General features: G+C 54.1%; 19 protein-coding genes. 10 read left to right on the forward strand and 9 right to left on the reverse strand.

Features of this window, described 5'->3' with window-relative positions:
* Window positions 1–123: 123 nt before the first annotated feature.
* The 3 genes from ACFQUU_RS13355 to ACFQUU_RS13365 all read right to left on the reverse strand — a co-directional run bounded on the left by ACFQUU_RS13355 (window position 124) and on the right by ACFQUU_RS13365 (window position 4,444).
* Window positions 124–1,350 (reverse strand): sialidase family protein, encoded by a 1,227-nt coding sequence (locus tag ACFQUU_RS13355; RefSeq protein ID WP_382247831.1) that lies wholly within the window; start codon window positions 1,348–1,350, stop codon window positions 124–126.
* A gap of 56 nt (window positions 1,351–1,406) precedes the next feature.
* Entirely contained in the window at window positions 1,407–3,689 is a 2,283-nt protein-coding gene (locus ACFQUU_RS13360) for a TonB-dependent receptor (RefSeq protein ID WP_382247833.1), read from the reverse strand.
* 332 nt (window positions 3,690–4,021) lie between these two features.
* The gene (locus ACFQUU_RS13365; protein ID WP_382247835.1) at window positions 4,022–4,444 is read right to left on the reverse strand and encodes a DUF2946 domain-containing protein; all 423 of its coding nucleotides are present in this window, start codon (window positions 4,442–4,444) and stop codon (window positions 4,022–4,024) included.
* Window positions 4,445–4,641: 197 nt separating this feature from the next.
* Between ACFQUU_RS13365 and ACFQUU_RS13370 the strand changes: the two genes are divergently transcribed.
* Window positions 4,642–4,932 (forward strand): hypothetical protein, encoded by a 291-nt coding sequence (locus ACFQUU_RS13370; RefSeq protein ID WP_382247837.1) that lies wholly within the window; start codon window positions 4,642–4,644, stop codon window positions 4,930–4,932.
* Window positions 4,933–4,989: 57 nt separating this feature from the next.
* Here ACFQUU_RS13370 and ACFQUU_RS13375 read toward each other — a convergent pair whose 3' ends face one another.
* Entirely contained in the window at window positions 4,990–5,814 is an 825-nt protein-coding gene (locus tag ACFQUU_RS13375; protein WP_382247839.1) for an acyl-CoA thioesterase, read from the reverse strand.
* Between the two features lie 59 nt (window positions 5,815–5,873).
* The gene (locus ACFQUU_RS13380; RefSeq protein ID WP_382247841.1) at window positions 5,874–6,455 is read right to left on the reverse strand and encodes a TetR/AcrR family transcriptional regulator; all 582 of its coding nucleotides are present in this window, start codon (window positions 6,453–6,455) and stop codon (window positions 5,874–5,876) included.
* A gap of 94 nt (window positions 6,456–6,549) precedes the next feature.
* On the opposite strand from ACFQUU_RS13380, the gene ACFQUU_RS13385 reads away from it, so the two are divergent.
* Both ACFQUU_RS13385 and ACFQUU_RS13390 read left to right on the forward strand, forming a co-directional pair.
* A complete protein-coding gene (locus ACFQUU_RS13385) occupies window positions 6,550–7,287 on the forward strand; it encodes an SDR family oxidoreductase (RefSeq protein WP_382247843.1) in 738 nt (245 codons plus the stop codon).
* Between the two features lie 55 nt (window positions 7,288–7,342).
* Window positions 7,343–7,930 (forward strand): 2-hydroxychromene-2-carboxylate isomerase, encoded by a 588-nt coding sequence (locus tag ACFQUU_RS13390; protein WP_382247845.1) that lies wholly within the window; start codon window positions 7,343–7,345, stop codon window positions 7,928–7,930.
* A gap of 237 nt (window positions 7,931–8,167) precedes the next feature.
* Here the strand turns inward: ACFQUU_RS13390 and ACFQUU_RS13395 are convergent, their stop codons facing one another.
* A complete protein-coding gene (locus ACFQUU_RS13395) occupies window positions 8,168–8,473 on the reverse strand; it encodes a hypothetical protein (protein WP_382247847.1) in 306 nt (101 codons plus the stop codon).
* Between the two features lie 182 nt (window positions 8,474–8,655).
* Window positions 8,656–9,033 carry a hypothetical protein gene (locus ACFQUU_RS13400; RefSeq protein ID WP_382247849.1) on the reverse strand — a complete coding sequence of 126 codons (378 nt, stop codon included), beginning with the start codon at window positions 9,031–9,033 and terminating at the stop codon, window positions 8,656–8,658.
* Between the two features lie 339 nt (window positions 9,034–9,372).
* Here ACFQUU_RS13400 and ACFQUU_RS13405 point away from each other — a divergent pair, with 339 nt between their 5' ends.
* The 4 genes from ACFQUU_RS13405 to ACFQUU_RS13420 all read left to right on the forward strand — a co-directional run bounded on the left by ACFQUU_RS13405 (window position 9,373) and on the right by ACFQUU_RS13420 (window position 13,570).
* Entirely contained in the window at window positions 9,373–10,026 is a 654-nt protein-coding gene (locus ACFQUU_RS13405; protein ID WP_382247851.1) for a histidine phosphatase family protein, read from the forward strand.
* A 229-nt stretch (window positions 10,027–10,255) separates the two neighbouring features.
* A complete protein-coding gene (locus ACFQUU_RS13410; protein WP_382247853.1) occupies window positions 10,256–11,764 on the forward strand; it encodes an ATPase domain-containing protein in 1,509 nt (502 codons plus the stop codon).
* The gene (locus ACFQUU_RS13415; RefSeq protein WP_382247855.1) at window positions 11,757–13,316 is read left to right on the forward strand and encodes an ATP-binding protein; all 1,560 of its coding nucleotides are present in this window, start codon (window positions 11,757–11,759) and stop codon (window positions 13,314–13,316) included. Before ACFQUU_RS13410 ends, ACFQUU_RS13415 begins: the two co-directional genes overlap by 8 nt.
* Window positions 13,313–13,570: a hypothetical protein gene (locus ACFQUU_RS13420; protein WP_057291951.1), complete on the forward strand. Its 258-nt coding sequence runs from the start codon at window positions 13,313–13,315 to the stop codon at window positions 13,568–13,570. Before ACFQUU_RS13415 ends, ACFQUU_RS13420 begins: the two co-directional genes overlap by 4 nt.
* Window positions 13,571–13,612: 42 nt before the next feature.
* Here the strand turns inward: ACFQUU_RS13420 and ACFQUU_RS13425 are convergent, their stop codons facing one another.
* Window positions 13,613–14,410, reverse strand: coding sequence for a hypothetical protein (locus ACFQUU_RS13425; RefSeq protein WP_382247858.1), 798 nt, complete (start codon window positions 14,408–14,410; stop codon window positions 13,613–13,615).
* Between the two features lie 346 nt (window positions 14,411–14,756).
* Here ACFQUU_RS13425 and ACFQUU_RS13430 point away from each other — a divergent pair, with 346 nt between their 5' ends.
* The 3 genes from ACFQUU_RS13430 (at window position 14,757) to ACFQUU_RS13440 (ending at window position 17,019) form a co-directional block, all read left to right on the forward strand.
* Window positions 14,757–15,074, forward strand: a complete 318-nt coding sequence (locus tag ACFQUU_RS13430) for a hypothetical protein (protein ID WP_382247860.1) — start codon at window positions 14,757–14,759, stop codon at window positions 15,072–15,074.
* Window positions 15,075–15,329: 255 nt separating this feature from the next.
* Window positions 15,330–15,539, forward strand: a complete 210-nt coding sequence (locus tag ACFQUU_RS13435) for a cold-shock protein (RefSeq protein ID WP_057291949.1) — start codon at window positions 15,330–15,332, stop codon at window positions 15,537–15,539.
* Window positions 15,540–16,005: 466 nt separating this feature from the next.
* The gene (locus ACFQUU_RS13440) at window positions 16,006–17,019 is read left to right on the forward strand and encodes a formylglycine-generating enzyme family protein (protein ID WP_382247862.1); all 1,014 of its coding nucleotides are present in this window, start codon (window positions 16,006–16,008) and stop codon (window positions 17,017–17,019) included.
* A gap of 35 nt (window positions 17,020–17,054) precedes the next feature.
* Here ACFQUU_RS13440 and ACFQUU_RS13445 read toward each other — a convergent pair whose 3' ends face one another.
* On the reverse strand, window positions 17,055–17,744 hold the full coding sequence (locus ACFQUU_RS13445; RefSeq protein ID WP_382247999.1) for a DUF4197 domain-containing protein: 690 nt from the start codon (window positions 17,742–17,744) through the stop codon (window positions 17,055–17,057).
* Between the last annotated feature and the right edge of the window lie 194 nt (window positions 17,745–17,938).

Below are 17,938 nucleotides of genomic sequence, written 5' to 3' on the forward strand. Positions count from 1 at the left end.
CTGGTTTGCAGTAGTCAACAAGCGAGCAGCGCCCGCAATCCTTATGGTTGCGGGCGCTGTGTGTTTATTCATGTCCCGAGGTATCAGCAGCGCCGCACATAACGCGAAGTGATCTCAGTCCATTCACTGCATGACCGGAAAAATCCGGATTCCCTCGTTCTGGGTCCGCCAGACAAGCACAATCCTTGATTGCGACGTAATGAGATGTGGCTTATCCGAATTGGCAGTCGTGCGTGCAATCTCCTGTTCGCGCCAGTTGTTGCCACCGTCGTCGGACACGCGCGCCATGATCGCCGTGGATTTTCCGTCAAACTGCTTCCACACCACCGCCATCTGCCTGCCCTGCACTGCGACATCGGGATGCGATACCTGGGCGACACCGAGAGACACCGGCTTCGCTAATGCACCGGATGGGCTTGCCATTGCGTAGAATGCGCCGCCACCCTCTTCCTTTCCATTGAACCAGACCTGATGACGCGTTCCATCGGCGCCGAATGCAATTGAAGGTCCATGGTGCGGACACGCATCGATGCGCCAGTCGTCGTAGCTTACCCGCTGCACTGGCCCTGGTTTGCCATCCACACTTAATCTGGCTATGGCGTGGTCGCGGATATTCGGTTCGAATATATGACGCCACATCACAACCGGCGCACCACCCGGATCCAGAGCCATGCCGACACGGCAACATTCACAAGCGTGATCGGCCACCTTGTAGTCTCCTTTGAAGCTTGCGCCGCCGTCGCGGGATACTGCGTAATACAAGGCGGAGCCGGCGTAGCGTTCTTTCTTTGATTTTGCAAGGACCGCATCGCGGCCGTCAATCCAGGTGACGAAGATGCGCCCCTCAGGGTCGACCAGCAGGGTTTCAAAGCTGTGCGTGATGACATCGCGATTAGTGTGCACAGTGACTGGCTCGGAGAAGGTCTTGCCGCCGTCAATGGAGCGCACGAAACGGATGTCGCCGATATGGGGGCGGGCGACCGGCTTGGTGTAGGTAATGTAGATTTCGCCTTTACTGCCAAGGGCGATATGCGGTCTTGCTTCACCACTTGCCGCGACCGGTTCGGGATGCTTCTGTATCCGTTTTGCGGATGACCAGGTTTTCCCCATATCGATCGATGACTGGAGAATGACGTACTGCCCGTCATCGGCCGTCTGCTTGGTAACAGCCCAGATGCGCCCTTCCTTGTCAATCACCGCGGAAGTGCCGAGGTCGGACGCTGCTGTCTTGCCATGGATTTTCCCGCCATGATCGTGTGCAGCGGGTTCTGCCCCTATGCCTGCTGCTGGCACGGTCGACAGCAAGGCAGTACAAAAGAACGTCGACACTGCGCGGACTAATAATTTCATGTTTTCCATGATGATTTAGTTTCCTTTTTCCACTTCAATCAGATCAGGTCAATACACTAAAAATCGTACTTCAGCTCCGCATACAAAGTGCGTTGCGGGAATGGGTGGAACAGGATGTACTTGCGATTGTTCAGATTATCGATCCCGGTGGCGGCACTCCAGTGTCTGTCAAGCTGATACCGAATGCGGAGATCTGCAACGAAATAGCCTTCGAAGCCCTGGTAGGTTGCCGGATTGATGTCCGTATTGTCGACTGTCGCATAGAGTCGGCTGCTATACCTGCCGGCAAGTGTGTAAGACCATTTTTCATCGGGCTTATAGGTTGCGACGGCGGTCGCCCGCCATTCAGGTACATAGGGCGTGCGCTTGCCAACGGATGCTGCGCCGGGTGCCGTCGCAACATAGCCGGCGTTAGCCACGATCCTTGCGTCTACATAGGTCAGGCTGCCGTTGAGCTCCAGGCCTTTGATGAGCACATCTTTCTTTTGCCCTACGAGTTCAATACCACGTTGCCGTGTCTTGTCGACGTTTTGCACAAACGACACGGGAACTGCGACGCCCGGGATCGAAGACGTCTGCGAAATCAGTGCGTCAGATACATGCTCTTCAAACAGCGATACCCGGAGCTTGCTGTCCGATGTCCTGCGTTCCAGTGCCAGCTCGCCAGCCAGTACTTTTTCCGGCTTCAGGAAAGGGTTCGCCTGTGTGAAGCTTTGTCCTGTCTGCACATTCTGATAAAGCTCGCCAACGGTCGGGAAGCGCAACGCCTTGCCGAACGAACCCGTCATGCTCCAGTCGTTAGTGGCTTGCCAGGTCAGCGACAGTTTCGGTGAAAAACCGCTGTCGGACACTTCTGGCTGAGTCACGGGGAAACCCGTGCCGGTGCCCGAGGTCGCAAAGTTAAAACCGTCGTAGGCGCGCCAGCGCTCATATCGGCCACCGATCGTCGCCATGAGATCCGGCGCAATCCGCCAGACGTCCTGCGCCCATAAAGCTTCGGTGCGGGTCCTGCCACGCGAATCGCTGAAGAGGTCGCCTTTGTCGCCGTTGATCCAGTCGCTGGTGTTATAGGTGGGATTGGCCAGCTTGTACTGGTCGGCATGTGCGCCGAAACTGACCGAGTGCTGAGCTCCCCGCCCCTTTTCTCGCCACGTGCCTTTCACATCCAGGGTGGTCCAGCCAGTATCGCTTGCATCGGCAATACGTCCCGGGCCGGCAATCTGTGCGAGCGGATAGGGACCGGTCGACGTCCGTGTAAGGTCATTCCCGTAATTGAAATGCGTCGCAATGACTTCCCAGTTCAGGGGCCCGCTATTCCTCGTCTTCAGTGATAAAGCTTGCATCCAGCGTGCCTGATCGGTGGAGTTGCTGGAGAACAGGCTGCCACCTGTGGCCGTCGTCAAATAGGATTGCGAAGAAGCATCGGCATTGTTTTGCCAATATCCCAGGGTGTAAGCAGCGGTGAGTGCAGGCGAAAAATCATAAGCCAGCTTAAGCTTTGCCGTGTCCTGTACGGTATGGGTCAGGTTGCCGGCGCCAAGCACCAGAATCGGTGCACCGGTGCGATTGCGGTCGGCAATGGCGCCTGTAGGTACAGGAGCGCTGCCCGTGGCGACGGTAGCTGACTGGTTGATGGTGAGATACGTGACTGGCTGGCTGAAGCTGTTCAGATGATTGACGCTGAACCACCACGACAAGGCGCCGGCACGATTCCCGAAGTTAACGCTGGCTTGCGTGGAAGGATAATGGTCCCTGGTGCCGTATTGACTGAAATCCTGGTTTGCGACGGTGACTTTTGCACTGGCCTCGAATTGCCGGGGCATGCGCGTGATGATTTCAGTCACGGCACCGTAGGAATTACCGGGATATGCTGCGGCAAATGGTCCGTACAGAACATCGATCCGGTCGATTTCGTCCGGCGCCACCATGAACCATTGGGGTGAACCGTTCTGGTTATTGTTATTAACGAGCGTAGAAAGCAGGATGCCATCGGCAAAGATCAGGCTGCGCGCGCTTGCATTGATCCCTGTCGTTCTCGTCGCCATTGGAGACTGCGTATCGCCAATGAAGCGCCTGCGTACCAGGACGTTCGGCAGATATTTCAGGGTGTCTTCTACGGTCACCGCGTTGACTGTGTCGGCGACCTGGTCAGCAGTCACGCTTTCCGTCGTCACAGGGTATTGATTCCTGTCTGAAACCGAACGCACCCCTTCGACGGAAACCGCCGGAAGTGTTTGCTCACCGGATTGGGCCAGTACCTGCAGCGGCGCAGCTAGACAGGTAAGAATGGCAGCCGCCATCGGCCGCAATGCACCGTGATTATTTAAAACCTTTTTCATGTTGTTTGAATTTCCTGTCCATTGTTCACCCGAAGAGCGCGAAGCAACAGCCTTAGAGCGGGTTTCATATTGGTGTGCGGAGAAGCGGGTCGATTTGGCGTGCAGGGCAAGGCGCGCGGAGCGCCGTGTGGCGGGCCACACAAGCGACAAGCAACGCCGCCCGGCGCGGCAAGGCGGCCCGAGGCGACAGTACATCAATATGAAACCGCTCTAGGTGTAGGCGATGCTTAAGTCTTGCCACGGCCGCATTGAAGCGCCATCGGCTTGAACAAATGTTGATGAAGAATGGCTAACAGGTTTTTATTTGTTAGCAGTTAAGGGCGCTGGGGCGCTCAGGACAGGAAAGGCGGTGCGCGAGGCTGGGCGGCGGACCACGCAAAAAGCGGTGTGGGCGCATGAAAGAAGAGTGCGGGCCGGACCGTTGCGCTCAGTTGCATCGGAAAGATGATGTGCTCCGCCGGAGGAAGGTCGGCAGAGCCTGTATGGGTCAGGCAAAAGGGGCAGTGCTCAAGGCTCGTTCCATCTGTATGCGTACCGGAACTCTTTTCAACGCGCGCGGTGGATGCGATGGAGGCGTCGACAACATGAAGTCTGGTGCCAGTGACCGAACATACTTCAGTAATGAAACTGAACGTGTTCTGCTTCGCGGGTTTCAACAGGGACAGGGCATGCGACAGGGCAGGCATCAGTGATGTGAGCACAATAGCAATACATGCTATCCATGCGGCGATGTGTCTTTGCTGTCGGATGATCATGCCAAAATTTTATCACGCTACCTGTACGGCATCGACTTCTCTGACTTTACGCCGGCCTGCTGGATGCGGGCTCACCCATGATGACAAAAGTGATATATCCAAAACGAATAAGAGTTATAAATACAGAGCACTACTTTTATATCACTGATGTCCTTATAATTACGGCTTAGTAATTTATTTTCGTTAGGAGGAATACCATGACTACCATAACGATCGGTTCGTCGAGTTCATACACCGAGAACGTCGCCCGTACCGCACGAGATTTTTTCGTCGCTCTTTTTGCATTGAACGTGCCTAAGGCAGCAACGAAAAAACGCAGTGCTCCGATCAATCTAAAGCTGTCCGATGCTTATGCGGACGTATTTAACTTACCGCGGAAATCCTTGATTGCCACTTCCGAAGCACGCTCCAAGCGCAGCTCGGCACTCGTTCCGTATTCCCACTGGTTAACCGGCTGGAACCACGACCAAAACGGAGTGCAGGGGTAATAAACCTGGCAACATGGCGGTGCTGGTCTGACACCAGTCGCCGTGTGTCACGCAAGTCTATTCTTTGAAGTACACCACCTGGTGGCTTGTCGCCAAAAGGGCACCGTCAGGGCTCCATACTTCAGCACTCTGATCAAAAAATCCCTTTCCGAAGTGAAGCGCGCGTGCCACGCCTAATAGCGGCGCGATACCTTGCGCACGCAACTGCTCGGCGTCGGCATGGAAGTACGTTGTAAGTGCCACGGTGCCAATAGGCACCCACTTTGGCCGCCGCACGAAAATACGTGGAAAGAATGCATCGCAGATTGCCGACAGCGACAGGAAGTCAAGCGGTCGCGGTGGCTGGTCACGGATCCATAGTCGCGACTGCGAAGAATGGTTGCCCGTATCGGCTGCGTCCGGCGCACCATCGATAAAGCGCATGTCATAACACGCTGTCCAGGCCGCTCGCGGAATGGCAGGTGCCGGTGCGAGCGTATCAGGCGAAGGAACTTGCGGAAATACGGCATCGGTCGTGCCCCAAGTGTCGCGTCGGATTGCAGTGACCGCAGTGGCAAACGCTGCGACCTGCTCCGATTGAATCAGCTCGACAAACCAGTGCTGTGAAGAGCGATTGGTCCGCATCACCCTTGCATGAACTGTAAAGCGACCGTCCGCTATCGGCGCGGCATAATGCACGGTCAGCGATACCGGGTCCCCCAAAAGAGCCGGATGGCAAAGGATCGCATTGAGCAGCGTCGCCCCAATGGCACCGCCAAATGGTCCAACCATATTGCCGTAGGCAGGATGCGTGTGGCCGGTGTACCGGTCGTCGCCTTCCGGCGCGAGCGCAACGGCGGCATCGAGCACATGCACGGGCGTTTGGTGAGTCTGTACAGTCATCTGTTTCCTTTTCAATTGCCTGCCGATTATCTGCAAATACGGACAGTATCCTGAGGACCTCAGGAAGATTTCTTGACGTGGCGCTGCGACACCGCATCTTGCAGGAAGCGCTTGCTTGCTTCGATGACAGTGCGCTGCATTGTCTCATCCGGCATTGCTCTCGCGACCAGAATGGCACCGACAAGCTGGCAAATGAACGCCCACGCGTGATCGTCGCTGCCCAAGCGCTGGGCAAGGATTTGCTGCCCCTTGAGTAGTTCTTTTTCGTATATTTCCCTGACCGATGCGTCCGCCCGCGCAATTTCGGCGGCAAGCGAAGGTAACGCACAACCCGCTTCCGGGTGCTTGACGTGGGCAAGGTTCAGGTAGCGGTCCAATTCAAAACCGATCCATTCTTCCGCAGTTTCATGTGGATTGCCGGCCCACATTTCACGGCTCGCGAGGAGTTCGTTTTCGATCAGGGCCTTGAACAAATCCGTTTTGGATGAAAAGTGACTGTAAAACGCGCCGCTGGTCACGCCGGCGGCCTGCATCAACGCATCGACTCCTGTCGCAGCAAAGCCGCTCTTCTTGACCAGCCCACCGCTGATCTTCAGCAATTCCCTGCGTTTTTCCTCTTTATGGCCGGGCTTATATCGCATGTATTTTGTCCATGAAGTCGCTTGACACAACGAGAATGGTAGCATAACGTTCGTTATCGTAACGATCGTTATTTCAAAACCAACGAGGGCAAATATGGAAAGCGGAACAACTAAAAGGGCAGCGCTGATCATCGGCGCCGGCGAATCGACCGGCGGTGCCATCGCCAGAAAGTTCGCGAAAGAAGGATTGATCACCTGCGTAACACGGCGCTCCGCAGACAAGCTGCAACCACTTATTGACGAAATTCAGGCAGCCGGTGGACAAGCCTACGGTTTCGGCTCGGATGCGCGCAAGGAAGACGAAGTCGTTAAACTGGTCGATGACATTGAGCGCGATATCGCCCCCATTGAAGTCATGGTATTCAACATCGGCGCCAACGTACCTTCCAGCATCCTGGAAGAGACCGCACGCAAATACTTCAAGATCTGGGAAATGGCCTGCTTCAGCGGTTTCCTTGTCGGCCGCGAAGTCGCGAAACGAATGGTGACACGTGGGCGCGGTACCATCATTTTCACCGGCGCCACTGCCGGCTTGCGTGGATCAGCCAACTTCGCCGCGTTTGCCGGTGCCAAGCACGCATTGCGCGCATTGGCACAAAGTATGGCACGCGAGTTAGGACCGAAGAACATCCACGTCGCGCACGTCGTCGTCGACGGTGCCATTGACACCGCATTCATCCGTGATAACTTTCCTGAACGTTATGACTTAAAGGATCAGGATGGAATCCTCAACCCTGACCACATTGCGGAGAACTACTGGCACTTGCATAAGCAACCACGCGATGCGTGGACCCACGAATTGGACTTGCGTCCCTGGATGGAGCGCTGGTAAGAATCCCGGTAACGCTCACCTCGGTTCATGAGACAGGACAAAGACAGGATAAAAAATGAAAACCATAGAATTTTTCTTCGATGTCGGCAGCCCTTACAGCTACCTCGCCTACCATCAATTGCCGAAAATTGCGCAAGCCAGGAAAGCAAGCATCCTATGGCGTCCCATGCTGCTGGGTGGTGTGTTCCAGGCGACCGGCAATGCCAGCCCGGCTACCGTGCCGCTAAAAGCGGTGTACTCGCAAGTCGATCTTGAGCGGTGGGCAAGGCACTTCAATGTAACGTTCAATCACAATCCGCATTTCCCGATCAATACACTGCAACTGATGCGCGGCGCAGTCGCGATGCAAATGCGTAGCGATGAAGAATTTCATCGTTATCTGTCCGCGATATTCAGCGCGATGTTTGAACACCCACGCAACCTTGGCAACCCGGAGGAAGTAGCCGCAGTCCTGGAAGATGCAGGAATCAGTCCTCTTCTTTTCCTTGAGCTGATCAAGGACGACAAGGTGAAGGCAAAGCTCAAAAGTGACACGGAGGAAGCTGTTGCGCGCGGAGTATTCGGCGCACCAACTTTCTTTGTCGGCTCGGACATGTTCTGGGGACAAGACCGCCTGGATTTTGTTGACATGGCCTTGTCCTGAAAATTATCCATTATTTACGATTAGCCGTGCACAGACCTTAGATCAATACAAAGGACAGGCTCCTTCACATTAGAGCGGGCGTCCGAACAAGAGGCGACGCATTTGGATCGCTGTCCTTTTCTGGCGGCAACGAAAGCCACTTCGGCAACGGCTGCTTGCATGATGCTGAAGAGGCAATCGTTCGCTGCCGGAGTTGAGCAATTCCAGATCGCGCTTGATTTGACGTTGACCTTACCGTCAGCTTTCCATTTGCATCTGGAAGCGACGCCGGCGTTCAGCTTCAATTGCCTCCGGCGTGCTCGCGCCGATTTTTAACAGCACGTTGTTCATGTATTCATTGCGCTGCGCAGGGGTATGCTGCAGTGCCATCACATAACCATCCGTCATCCCTTTCAGGTGCTGCACTTTTCCGGACTGCGTTTCTCCTTTATCAAGGCCTTGACGATAGCCTTGCAGCCGTCCACTGTAATAACCGGCGACGTACACCAGAATTGCGCTAATAATAATGACGAAGACTGTCGTAAGAAGTTGATCACTGCTCATAAAATATTCTCGGTTAGCAATAAGACGATGCTACCGCTTCCGGCCCTATGAGTCATTGCCCTTCTTGACAACTCCGCCAACTAAAATAGGCTCCGAGGAATTCCGCGATGGCAAACAACCAACGCTCCCTGAATGAGTTAGTATCCAGGCATCGCGTCGCAGACCGTCATGAACGGCTAGCGTCAATGCATAAGCGCTTCGACTGTTTCTGCCGGTACGTAATGCGGCCCATCGAAGAGGTAAACCGGGTATCCCTTATAAGCATCGAGCTGTTCACGAATTTCTTCGGGGGTGGCAGGACGAAATTGCCCGCTGGCAGTAGGGCGAAACGCTTCGGCAATTATTTTCACGCGTTTGTTACCCAGGCGCGCAGTAATCACATCAGCGTACTGTCGCGCAACACCGGCGGTGCGTGCGTGCACGCCGACGCCATCCTGAAAGAACACACCGACGTCGGATGGCAGCCATGCGTCCAGCTTCGCAGCAAATTCTTTTGGCCCCACATTAGCGCTGTCATAAGCGCTTACCCAGAGCGGCCTGGGCAACTGGTCGAGAACCACTTTCAGCGCTGCAGCGCCTTCCCACGTCGGGGCGATCTCTACGGAGAAGTACTAACCAACGACAATAAGAGGAAAGGATAACCGGGCAATCTGCTGGAAAATCTCACCCAGCCTGACAAGATCGACACGTGCCGCCGTTTCGTCGAAGCGCCCGGCCAAACCTACAAACACTTCCTGTGCTGAGCGTTGTTCACCAATGTGCTTCCAGTCAGATACCGGCGTTCTCGAAAAAAGCAGTGTCTTCAGCTTGAATTGCTATTAATAGCGTGCAACATGAAATAACTGTTTTCGACAGGAACTTATTTTCTTAAGGAAAATCCTTCTGCTGGAGACGAATTTATGAAGATCTATTTTCTTGCTTTGCTGGCGATGTCACTTGCATACAACTCGCACGCCGCAGACGAACGGACACTTGGCCTAGGTACGATCGCAAACCAGTCATCGTCTGCGCCGCAAGGTGAAGCTGCATTAGATAGCAGCAATCTGGTCAAGGAATTGAGGCGTGGTGGATATATCGTCTATTTTCGACATACGGCAACGGATTTTTCCAAGCTGGATGGCGCAATGAAGAGTTACGAAGACTGTTCAAACCAACGAATGCTATCCGATGAGGGACGTGAAGCGGCACGGAGCATCGGCGAGCACATCCAACGCCTGAAGCTCCCCGTCGGGAGCGTGCTCGCAAGCCCTTATTGCCGGACGATGGAGACCGCTAGGCTCGCGTTCATGCGCGCAGAACCAAAAGTCGAAATTCGCGAAAATAACGGAGATGATTATGCCGGCTTGAAGCGACTATTATCGATGCCAGTGCCGGACAACACCAACGTCTGGGTGGTAGGGCACGGCACGCCGTTTCGGGCGGTCGCCGGGCCACCGCATCTTGCGGAAGGCGAAGCTGCAGTAATCAGGCCGAGCGGAACATCCTGGAAAGTAGTCGCCCGAGTTCCTCACGATGCGTGGCGGACACTACCGGTCCCTTCCGAAGCAAAATAATTTGCCAGACGCGGCAAATACGTTTGCCTTCGTCACGGTGGCTTAGCGTGGTGCTGACTCGTGGTAATGACTCGCCGCTTGGGCTCGCCGGCGTTTATTTGCCCAGCAGAGGACACGGCAATTCCAAGCTGGAACGGATTCCCATGTATTATGGGATCTCAACTTGCGCAGGAACTCCTATGTAATTCAATAGGAAATCTTCCTGAGGCGCTTCGCAGAGAGAATATGCATGGTTTCACAACAAAACAGTATCACCGACGCGTTCTTGTCCAGCGGAATCGCAGGCCTCGACGAGGTGCTGCATGGCGGTTTTACACGTGACCGGCTTTACCTGGTGGAAGGCTCCCCTGGCTCAGGCAAGACGACACTCGCATTACAGTTCCTGTTAGAAGGCGCAAGACAAGGCGAGTCGGTTCTTTACATTACGCTTTCAGAAACGATCATTGAGCTACGCGCCGTCGCAGCGGCACACGGCTGGTCACTGGATGGCATCCATATCGAAGAAGTGATCCCGTCTGAAAGCATTCTTGATCCTGACCAGCAATACAGTATTTTTCATCCGAGCGACGTCGAAACCGGTGCCACGACCAGAGAAATCCTGTCCGTTGTCGAAAGACTGCAACCGACTCGCGTGGTGCTGGATTCGCTGTCGGAGCTGCAGTTACTCGCTTCAACCCCGCTTGCCTATCGACGCCAGGTGCTCGCGTTTAAGCAGTTTTTCGCGAGCCGCTCATGTACGACGATCTTCCTTGACGACCGTACGGCAAGCGATGGGGATCTGCAAGTACGCAGTATTGCCCATGGCGTCGTTTCACTTGAGCGCATGCAAACCGACTACGGTGGCATACGACGTCGGCTGGAAATCCTGAAGTACCGCGGCGTTGCGTTTCGCGAAGGATTGCATGATTACAAGATTCGGCAAGGTGGCATCGTGGTGTATCCGCGCCTGATTGCAGCCGAATCGCGAGAGACCCGAAACCCGCAGCAGTTCTCAAGCGGTTTGCAGGAACTGGACAGTTTATTGGGCGGAGGTATCGAACAAGGCAGCAGTACCTTGATTTCAGGCCCGCCAGGCACAGGCAAATCGACACTTGCGGCGCAATTCGTCTTCTCTTGCCTGCAACAGCAACATCAGGCGGCCATGTTTGTCTTTGAAGAGTCCGCATCCAATTTTCTGAACCGTGCAGATAACGTGGGGATCGGTTTGCGCGCTTATCTTACATCTGGTCAGCTGACGTTAAAACAAGTGGACCCGGCACAATTGACGCCGGGCGAATTTGTGCATCTCGTATGTCGCTCGGCGGACCAAAACGCCCGGGTTATCGTCATTGATAGCCTGAACGGTTTTCTTCAAGCAATGCCGAACGAAAAAATGCTTGCCACCCATATGCACGAGCTGCTGACCTACCTCGGTCAGCGTGGCGTGGTGACGCTTCTCATCGGCGTACAACAGGGAATGTTCGGCGGGAACATGAGCACCAATGTCGATGCCAGCTATCTCGCGGACAACGTGCTTCTGCTGCGATATTTCGAAGCGTTCGGAGAAGTCCAGCAAGCGATTTCCGTGTTCAAAAAGCGCGGAAGCCAGCATGAGCGCACCATACGTCCGATGAGCATTACTTCAGAGGGGATCCAAATCGGCCCGGTACTCAAACATTTTCATGGCGTGCTGACGGGGGTACCCAAACTGGTCGGTGATCCCGAAACCGAAGATAAGAACTTGCAGTCGCATGGCTAATTTTGTCGAACGTCGTATCCTGCTTTGCATGCCCTTTGGCAGGGACACCGAGCTCGCGTCCAATGTCCTGGAAAATGCGGGGCTCGACTGTTTTGTCTGTACCAGTCTCACCGAACTCGTCAGCGAAGTATATAAGGGTGCCGCTGCGATTCTGACTGTCGAAGAAGCGCTGCCCGAAGGTCCGTCAAAACCATTGAGCGCGTATTTTTTTACGCAACCCACCTGGTCTGATCTACCCATACTGGTACTGACTAAACCAGGTGGCGAATCGGCATGGATCAAGGGCGCGTACGAACGTCTGGGTAATCTGACGCTGCTGGAGCGTCCGGTGCGCACATCAACCCTGATCAGTGCCGCACGGTCCGCGTTGCGTGCGCGACTGCGTCAATATGAGGTGCGTATCGCAGATCAGCGAAAGGATGAGTTTTTAGCGATGCTGGCGCATGAACTGCGCAATCCGCTTGCTCCAATCAGTGCCGCGGCAAACCTGCTCGAGCTGGTATCTTCCCAACCCGAGCGGGTACTGCAGACAAGCGAGATCATCGCCCGTCAGGTAGGCCATATGACGACCCTGATCGATGACCTTCTGGACATGGCACGCGTGACACGCGGACTTATCACACTGCAAAAGGAAATGCTCGATGTGCGGGATATTCTGACGGAAGCAGTTGAACAGGTGAGCCCGCTGATCGCCCATCGCAGACATCATCTGGCGCTTCACCTTTCGCCTGATCCGGCTCCCGTAGTGGGCGACCGGAAGCGACTGGTACAGGTGATGGCTAATGTGCTGGGCAACGCATCGAAGTACACGCAGGAAGGTGGCAACATCGTTGTACGTCTACAGATTCACCCGGAGGAAGTTACGCTCGACGTGTCCGATGATGGTATCGGCATGGCGCCGGAAATGGTGTCACGTGTTTTCGAACTGTTTGCCCAGGCCGAACGAACACCAGACCGGTCACAGGGAGGATTGGGACTGGGCCTTGCACTTGTCAAGAACCTCGTCACTTCCCATGGCGGCAAGGTCGGGGCCTACAGCGAGGGACCAGGTAAAGGAAGCACCTTTACCGTTCGCCTGCCGCGTATGCCGATACAATGGGAGGCCGCAATTACACGCGAGGCGACACAGCAACTTGCCCGACATTCCACACAACCGTTACGGATCATGGTGGTGGACGACAACAAAGACGCCGCCAACACGCTGGAGATGTTTCTGGGTGCGACCGGACATGCTGTATCCGTTGAGTACATTGCTGCCGATGCGATAGAGCGTGCCAGGGCAACATTGCCGCATGTCTGCCTGCTTGATCTCGGCCTGCCGGATATGGATGGCCACGAGCTTGCGCGTCGCTTACGCGCCATGCCGGAAACATGTACTTCGGTTTTAATTGCCGTAACCGGCTATAGCCAGGAGCGTGATAAGGAAAAGTCCATTGCCGCAGGATTCGATCATCACTTCGTTAAACCGCTGGACACTGCAAAACTCGCACGTCTGTTGAGCAGTATTGCTATATCGTCGCCACATTCAATACATCCAACGGAGGCAACATGACTCAGGACGAAATACTGGACATCTTCCGCCAGGAGGCGGACAAGATACCCTCCGAAACGGCCCCGCTCAACGACGTTATCCTGGCGCTCGCGCAACTACTGGCTGATTCCCGCGGTAAGCTATCAAAAGAAAACTTTGAAGTGCTCTCGAAAATCGGTGGCGTGTTATACAAGGAGGGCAAGATACAGTTCAATGCGAAATCCGATGTGGACACAATCATGAAATTATCGTCTGATCAACATCGCGCGGAGTAACGCATTGGTTCGTTGTTCTTGAAACGCCCTCGGACAATGACTCTAATTGCTGGCCCCCTCACCCCTGCGTTGTACCCATTGAAACCCTCCATGCTTGCTAATTGATGCAATCTCGATCGGACCACCGACGGTTTTAGGGCGGGAAACCGAATACTTTACAAAGCCGATGGTGGTGTCGACAAGATAACGGGCCAGATCAATCGCATCCTGCATCGGCATGGCTTCGATGAACAATAGCTCATAGAGATCCGGCACAAGCTTTTCCCTGAGCGTCGCTGCATCTTCCGTAGAAAGACCGTGGCGGATGGCCGACTCATTGAACCGGGTTCCCAATCCGAACACCAGCCTGTCCAGCGCCTCATATTCACCATCCCAGCGTAATCCGAATTCCTGTTCATGCTGGATACACGATGGTGGCGGGCAATTTTCACCCATCAGGTTAACTTCCCAAACCTCTGCCAGAGACCGCCCCGCCGAGTAGCCGCACAGGCGAAATTTAGTCCAGGTCGTCGCGCCATGCACCAGAGATTTTTCCTCGAACAAGAACCGGCGTAGCCTCATTGCAATGTTTTCTAGGGTGTAATCGCCCGGATCGATGGTCCAGTCCTTGTGCGCCGGATCGTGTCCGGTAAATCGATGCCGCAAGTCCTTCAACAAAGTATCCATGGATTCGTTACCGATTCCGCCGGCTCCCGTCACCATTGCAGCAAGGGGAAGTCCTTCACGCAGATTCACAATCTTTCGTGAGTTATGATAGATCATGCCGCTGGCAAAAGAACTGGCGCTATCGGTCGCCATTACAATACCGTCATTGATTTTGACGGAAACAAGAACAGTCACGGAGGCCGCTCCAAACGGAAATGTGATGCGAAGTAGGAGAAAATAAAACTGCGGATTACCTTGCATAGCAGTATCGCTTCTGCTTCAGGATGTCAATCTGCTAAATGAGCTTATCGCCTGTCATCGCAAGATGCTTGCGACGCCTCATCAAATAGCGAAATCGTTACCTTGCAAACAGGCGGCACTGGCACAATATGCAAGAGAGTGCGGACTTGCCCGCGAACATATTCTCGCCTGACGATGTGAACGTGAAATACATATTCACCATCTTTTTAAACATCGTCAGTCAATTTAATCCAACAGCGCAGCCATCAGGCGTCAGGCGTCAATATTGGAGTCAGTAGTCATGCAACAAAACCATCATGCCAGCATCAACCGTCAGGCTGGGGCCGACGCCCTCTCCGCAAAAGCAATCGCAATCGGCCAAGAAAAAGGCTTGTCCATTGTTAAGTGCGAATGGGATCTGGGACAAGATTTCGGTCTTCAACATGCTCACCGTCTCGATCTCTTTACTGAAACAAAAACAGTGCGAGTTTATTTTCCGGATCTGGAACTTAGTACAACCGGCAGTGAGTCCAGACTGAAACGAAGCGAAGAGAGATTGCGCAGTGCTGTTGCGCAATTGCTTACTGTACCACCGGCCCCGACCTATTCCTTTCGTTAAGCTGAACATTAGGAATAGTTCAGATCAGCAAGAAGGCATTTAAGAATAAACGCAGAATTGTGTAGGTCAATCCTGCGTTAGTCTGTATAGTAGGCTCTGCACTTGCATCAAGTCGTCGTTATTGTTGGTCTCTTTCCCGTGTTGCTCTTCTCCAGAGCGATCCCTGTTTGACTCCCTTCGGTTACATATCTTGGTTTCCAGTGTGCTGCGGGCATATGCCCCTGTCTATTCAAACTATTCAAACAAGGAAATAACATGAGTACTCAAACTGGTACGGTAAAGTGGTTCAACGATTCCAAAGGTTTTGGCTTCATCACTCCTGATGGCGGCGGCGCTGACCTCTTCGCGCACTTCCAGGACATTCAGAGCAACGGTTTCAAAAGCCTGTCCGAGAACCAGCGCGTGTCATTCGACCGCGGCACTGGCCCCAAAGGCGAAAAGGCGAGCAATATTCGCGTGATCTAAATTTCCTCGCGCAAGTTTATGCGCGGGAAAACCCCGAATTCAACAGCCCTAGAAGATCGCTCTTGCGAATTCAACGGCAAACGGTGCAACCAGAACAGATAAAGATGACACCACGCAGATAGCATGGGTTGTCGGACAATGATGCCAGCGGCACCATGCAGATAGCATGGGTCTTTGGCAGGTGGATGCATCAGTATGAATGGAAGCTCGCTTAGGCGAGCTTTTTTACGTTTACAGTCGGTTGGCATTTTCCGGTGGATAGCGACCAACAAGAAGCTCGTTGAGCGCCGCCGGTCCGTGATTCATTGTGCACTCAGTACTGCATCGCCTACGCCAAGCTTTTTTGCGTCGATACGTACCGGGCACAAAGCCTTAGCTTTCCAGACTTCAAGGATATTGCGCCAGAGACCTTCTTGTGCCAGCATAGATTACGGTCTATCGCAGGTTTCCATACGGGTGCATGCCTATGTTTCTACGAACAGCATTCTCGCTATTCTGGTTGACAGCCGGTTTGTCTGCGGTTTCTTCGTCTATTGCAGCGCCAGTCCCTTCGCCACCAACCCAGATTGAAAACTCACTAGGCATGAAGTTCATGCTGATCCCCGCCGGTGAATTCATGATGGGTAGCGATGAGTCGCCGGAAGCACTCGCCAAGTCCTACCCCCAATACGATCAAAAACGTTTGAAGGACCTGAGCGATGAGGCGCCTGTGCACAAAGTACGGATCACGCATGGGTTTTACCTTGGCCAATACGAAGTAACGGTCAGGCAATTTCGTCGCTTCATCGAACAGTCAGGCTACGTCCCGGAGTCCGAGGCTGACGGTACAGGCGGGTATGGTTACAACCCCGACTATGACTCGGACAAAACGGTACGCGGCGATGCATTTGAGGGGCGTGATCCCAAATACTCATGGCGTGATCCGGGATTCGCACAGAGTGACGATCATCCTGTCGTTAACGTAAGCTGGAACGATGCAGTCGCCATGTGCAAATGGCTTAGCGAAAAGGAACAAGTTACCTATCGCCTGCCAACCGAAGCCGAATGGGAATACGCAGCCCGCGCCGGTACGACCACGCGCTATCACAGTGGCGACGCACCGCAGTCGCTGTTAAAGTCAGCAAACATCTTCGATGCCGACGCGGTGCAGTTCTGGCATAAATGGAAAAGCTATGCGCTTGCAGAATCGGATGGCTATCCATTTACCGCGCCGACTGGCAGCTTTATTCCAAATGCGTTTGGCCTTTACGATGTGCACGGTAACGTATGGGAATGGACGGCTGACTGGTATGACGACGGCTATTATGCGATCTCGCCAGTCAATGATCCAAAAGGGCCGTCTAACGGCTCGGTACGCGTGCGGCGCGGTGGTTCCTGGCACACGTGGCCATTGTATGCGCGAAGCTCATACCGCAACTGGAACTCGCAGAGCACTCGGTACACCCTGGTTGGTATGCGATTGGTACGTGAACTGAAATAAGGTCTGTGCCAGCAGCGCGTAGCAACATCCTCAGATCACTGCAAGGCACCGAATACCTTGCCAATAATCTTGCTGCCGGATCCTAACGGATCACGGCGTATCGCCTTTTCTTCGTCGGCAATCACTGTAAACAAGCCATTAAGCGCACGTTGGGTCACGTAATCCTCAACTGTCGCCTGCTGCGGTGCCAGTCCGACTTTGGCAACTTGGGACATCGTCGCATTGTATTGCGCCGACAGGCCGGAACGGTCGGTCACCTTCTTTACGATCGGTAAAAACGTCACTGCAAGTTGAGAAGATGTCTTATCACGAAAAAAGCTGGTAACCGAGGTTTCTCCTCCGGTAAGAATCTGCTTGGCGTCCGCTACCGACATCGATTTCACGGCGTTGATCAACAGTGGCTTCGCCAGCGGCACTGCCTCTTCCGCTGCGCGGTTCATTGACACCACCAGTTCGTCGAGCTGCTGGCCGCGTCCGGTCATTTTAAGCAGAGGACGCGCCTGCTCCAGTACGGGAGGCAACTGAATTTTCACTTTGTCGTTGTTGAGAAAGCCGTTTGTGACACCAAGTTTGCTTACTGCTGCACTTGCCCCTTTTTCCAGCGCCGCTTTCAGCCCGGCGGTGGCGTCCTGATTCGAGAGATCAGCAATGGAGACGGCCATGGCGCTTGATGCAACGATACACAGCGACAGCAACATTGATTTTTGTAAGGATGGAATAACCATTTCAGAACCTGCTGCGGAAGTTGAGCGGAGAGCATCCCAGTCTACTCCGGTAGGCGCTTCCCACCAAAGCACCGTTAGCCAATGTTTTGACATGATGTCGAGGTGCGCACACATTTCAGAAGGAAGACTTGCCAAGGTGCTTCTGGTCGAATGATTTGCGCCGGGAACGTTGAGCGTTTGATGCGACCAACGGG

It is taken from the genome of Herbaspirillum sp. GCM10030257, assembly GCF_042666555.1.
Taxonomy (GTDB): Bacteria; Pseudomonadota; Gammaproteobacteria; order Burkholderiales; family Burkholderiaceae_D; genus Noviherbaspirillum.

Bases quoted from the DNA above. Each gene is read 5' to 3' on its own strand.
- ACFQUU_RS13355 (WP_382247831.1), bottom strand. From the start codon at position 1,350: ATGAAATTATTAGTCCGCGCAGTGTCGACGTTCTTTTGTACTGCCTTG.
- ACFQUU_RS13360 (WP_382247833.1), bottom strand. From the start codon at position 3,689: ATGAAAAAGGTTTTAAATAATCACGGTGCATTGCGGCCGATGGCGGCT.
- ACFQUU_RS13365 (WP_382247835.1), bottom strand. From the start codon at position 4,444: ATGATCATCCGACAGCAAAGACACATCGCCGCATGGATAGCATGTATT.
- ACFQUU_RS13370 (WP_382247837.1), top strand. From the start codon at position 4,642: ATGACTACCATAACGATCGGTTCGTCGAGTTCATACACCGAGAACGTC.
- ACFQUU_RS13375 (WP_382247839.1), bottom strand. From the start codon at position 5,814: ATGACTGTACAGACTCACCAAACGCCCGTGCATGTGCTCGATGCCGCC.
- ACFQUU_RS13380 (WP_382247841.1), bottom strand. From the start codon at position 6,455: ATGCGATATAAGCCCGGCCATAAAGAGGAAAAACGCAGGGAATTGCTG.
- ACFQUU_RS13385 (WP_382247843.1), top strand. From the start codon at position 6,550: ATGGAAAGCGGAACAACTAAAAGGGCAGCGCTGATCATCGGCGCCGGC.
- ACFQUU_RS13390 (WP_382247845.1), top strand. From the start codon at position 7,343: ATGAAAACCATAGAATTTTTCTTCGATGTCGGCAGCCCTTACAGCTAC.
- ACFQUU_RS13395 (WP_382247847.1), bottom strand. From the start codon at position 8,473: ATGAGCAGTGATCAACTTCTTACGACAGTCTTCGTCATTATTATTAGC.
- ACFQUU_RS13405 (WP_382247851.1), top strand. From the start codon at position 9,373: ATGAAGATCTATTTTCTTGCTTTGCTGGCGATGTCACTTGCATACAAC.
- ACFQUU_RS13410 (WP_382247853.1), top strand. From the start codon at position 10,256: ATGGTTTCACAACAAAACAGTATCACCGACGCGTTCTTGTCCAGCGGA.
- ACFQUU_RS13415 (WP_382247855.1), top strand. From the start codon at position 11,757: ATGGCTAATTTTGTCGAACGTCGTATCCTGCTTTGCATGCCCTTTGGC.
- ACFQUU_RS13420 (WP_057291951.1), top strand. From the start codon at position 13,313: ATGACTCAGGACGAAATACTGGACATCTTCCGCCAGGAGGCGGACAAG.
- ACFQUU_RS13430 (WP_382247860.1), top strand. From the start codon at position 14,757: ATGCAACAAAACCATCATGCCAGCATCAACCGTCAGGCTGGGGCCGAC.
- ACFQUU_RS13435 (WP_057291949.1), top strand. From the start codon at position 15,330: ATGAGTACTCAAACTGGTACGGTAAAGTGGTTCAACGATTCCAAAGGT.
- ACFQUU_RS13440 (WP_382247862.1), top strand. From the start codon at position 16,006: ATGTTTCTACGAACAGCATTCTCGCTATTCTGGTTGACAGCCGGTTTG.
- ACFQUU_RS13445 (WP_382247999.1), bottom strand. From the start codon at position 17,744: ATGGTTATTCCATCCTTACAAAAATCAATGTTGCTGTCGCTGTGTATC.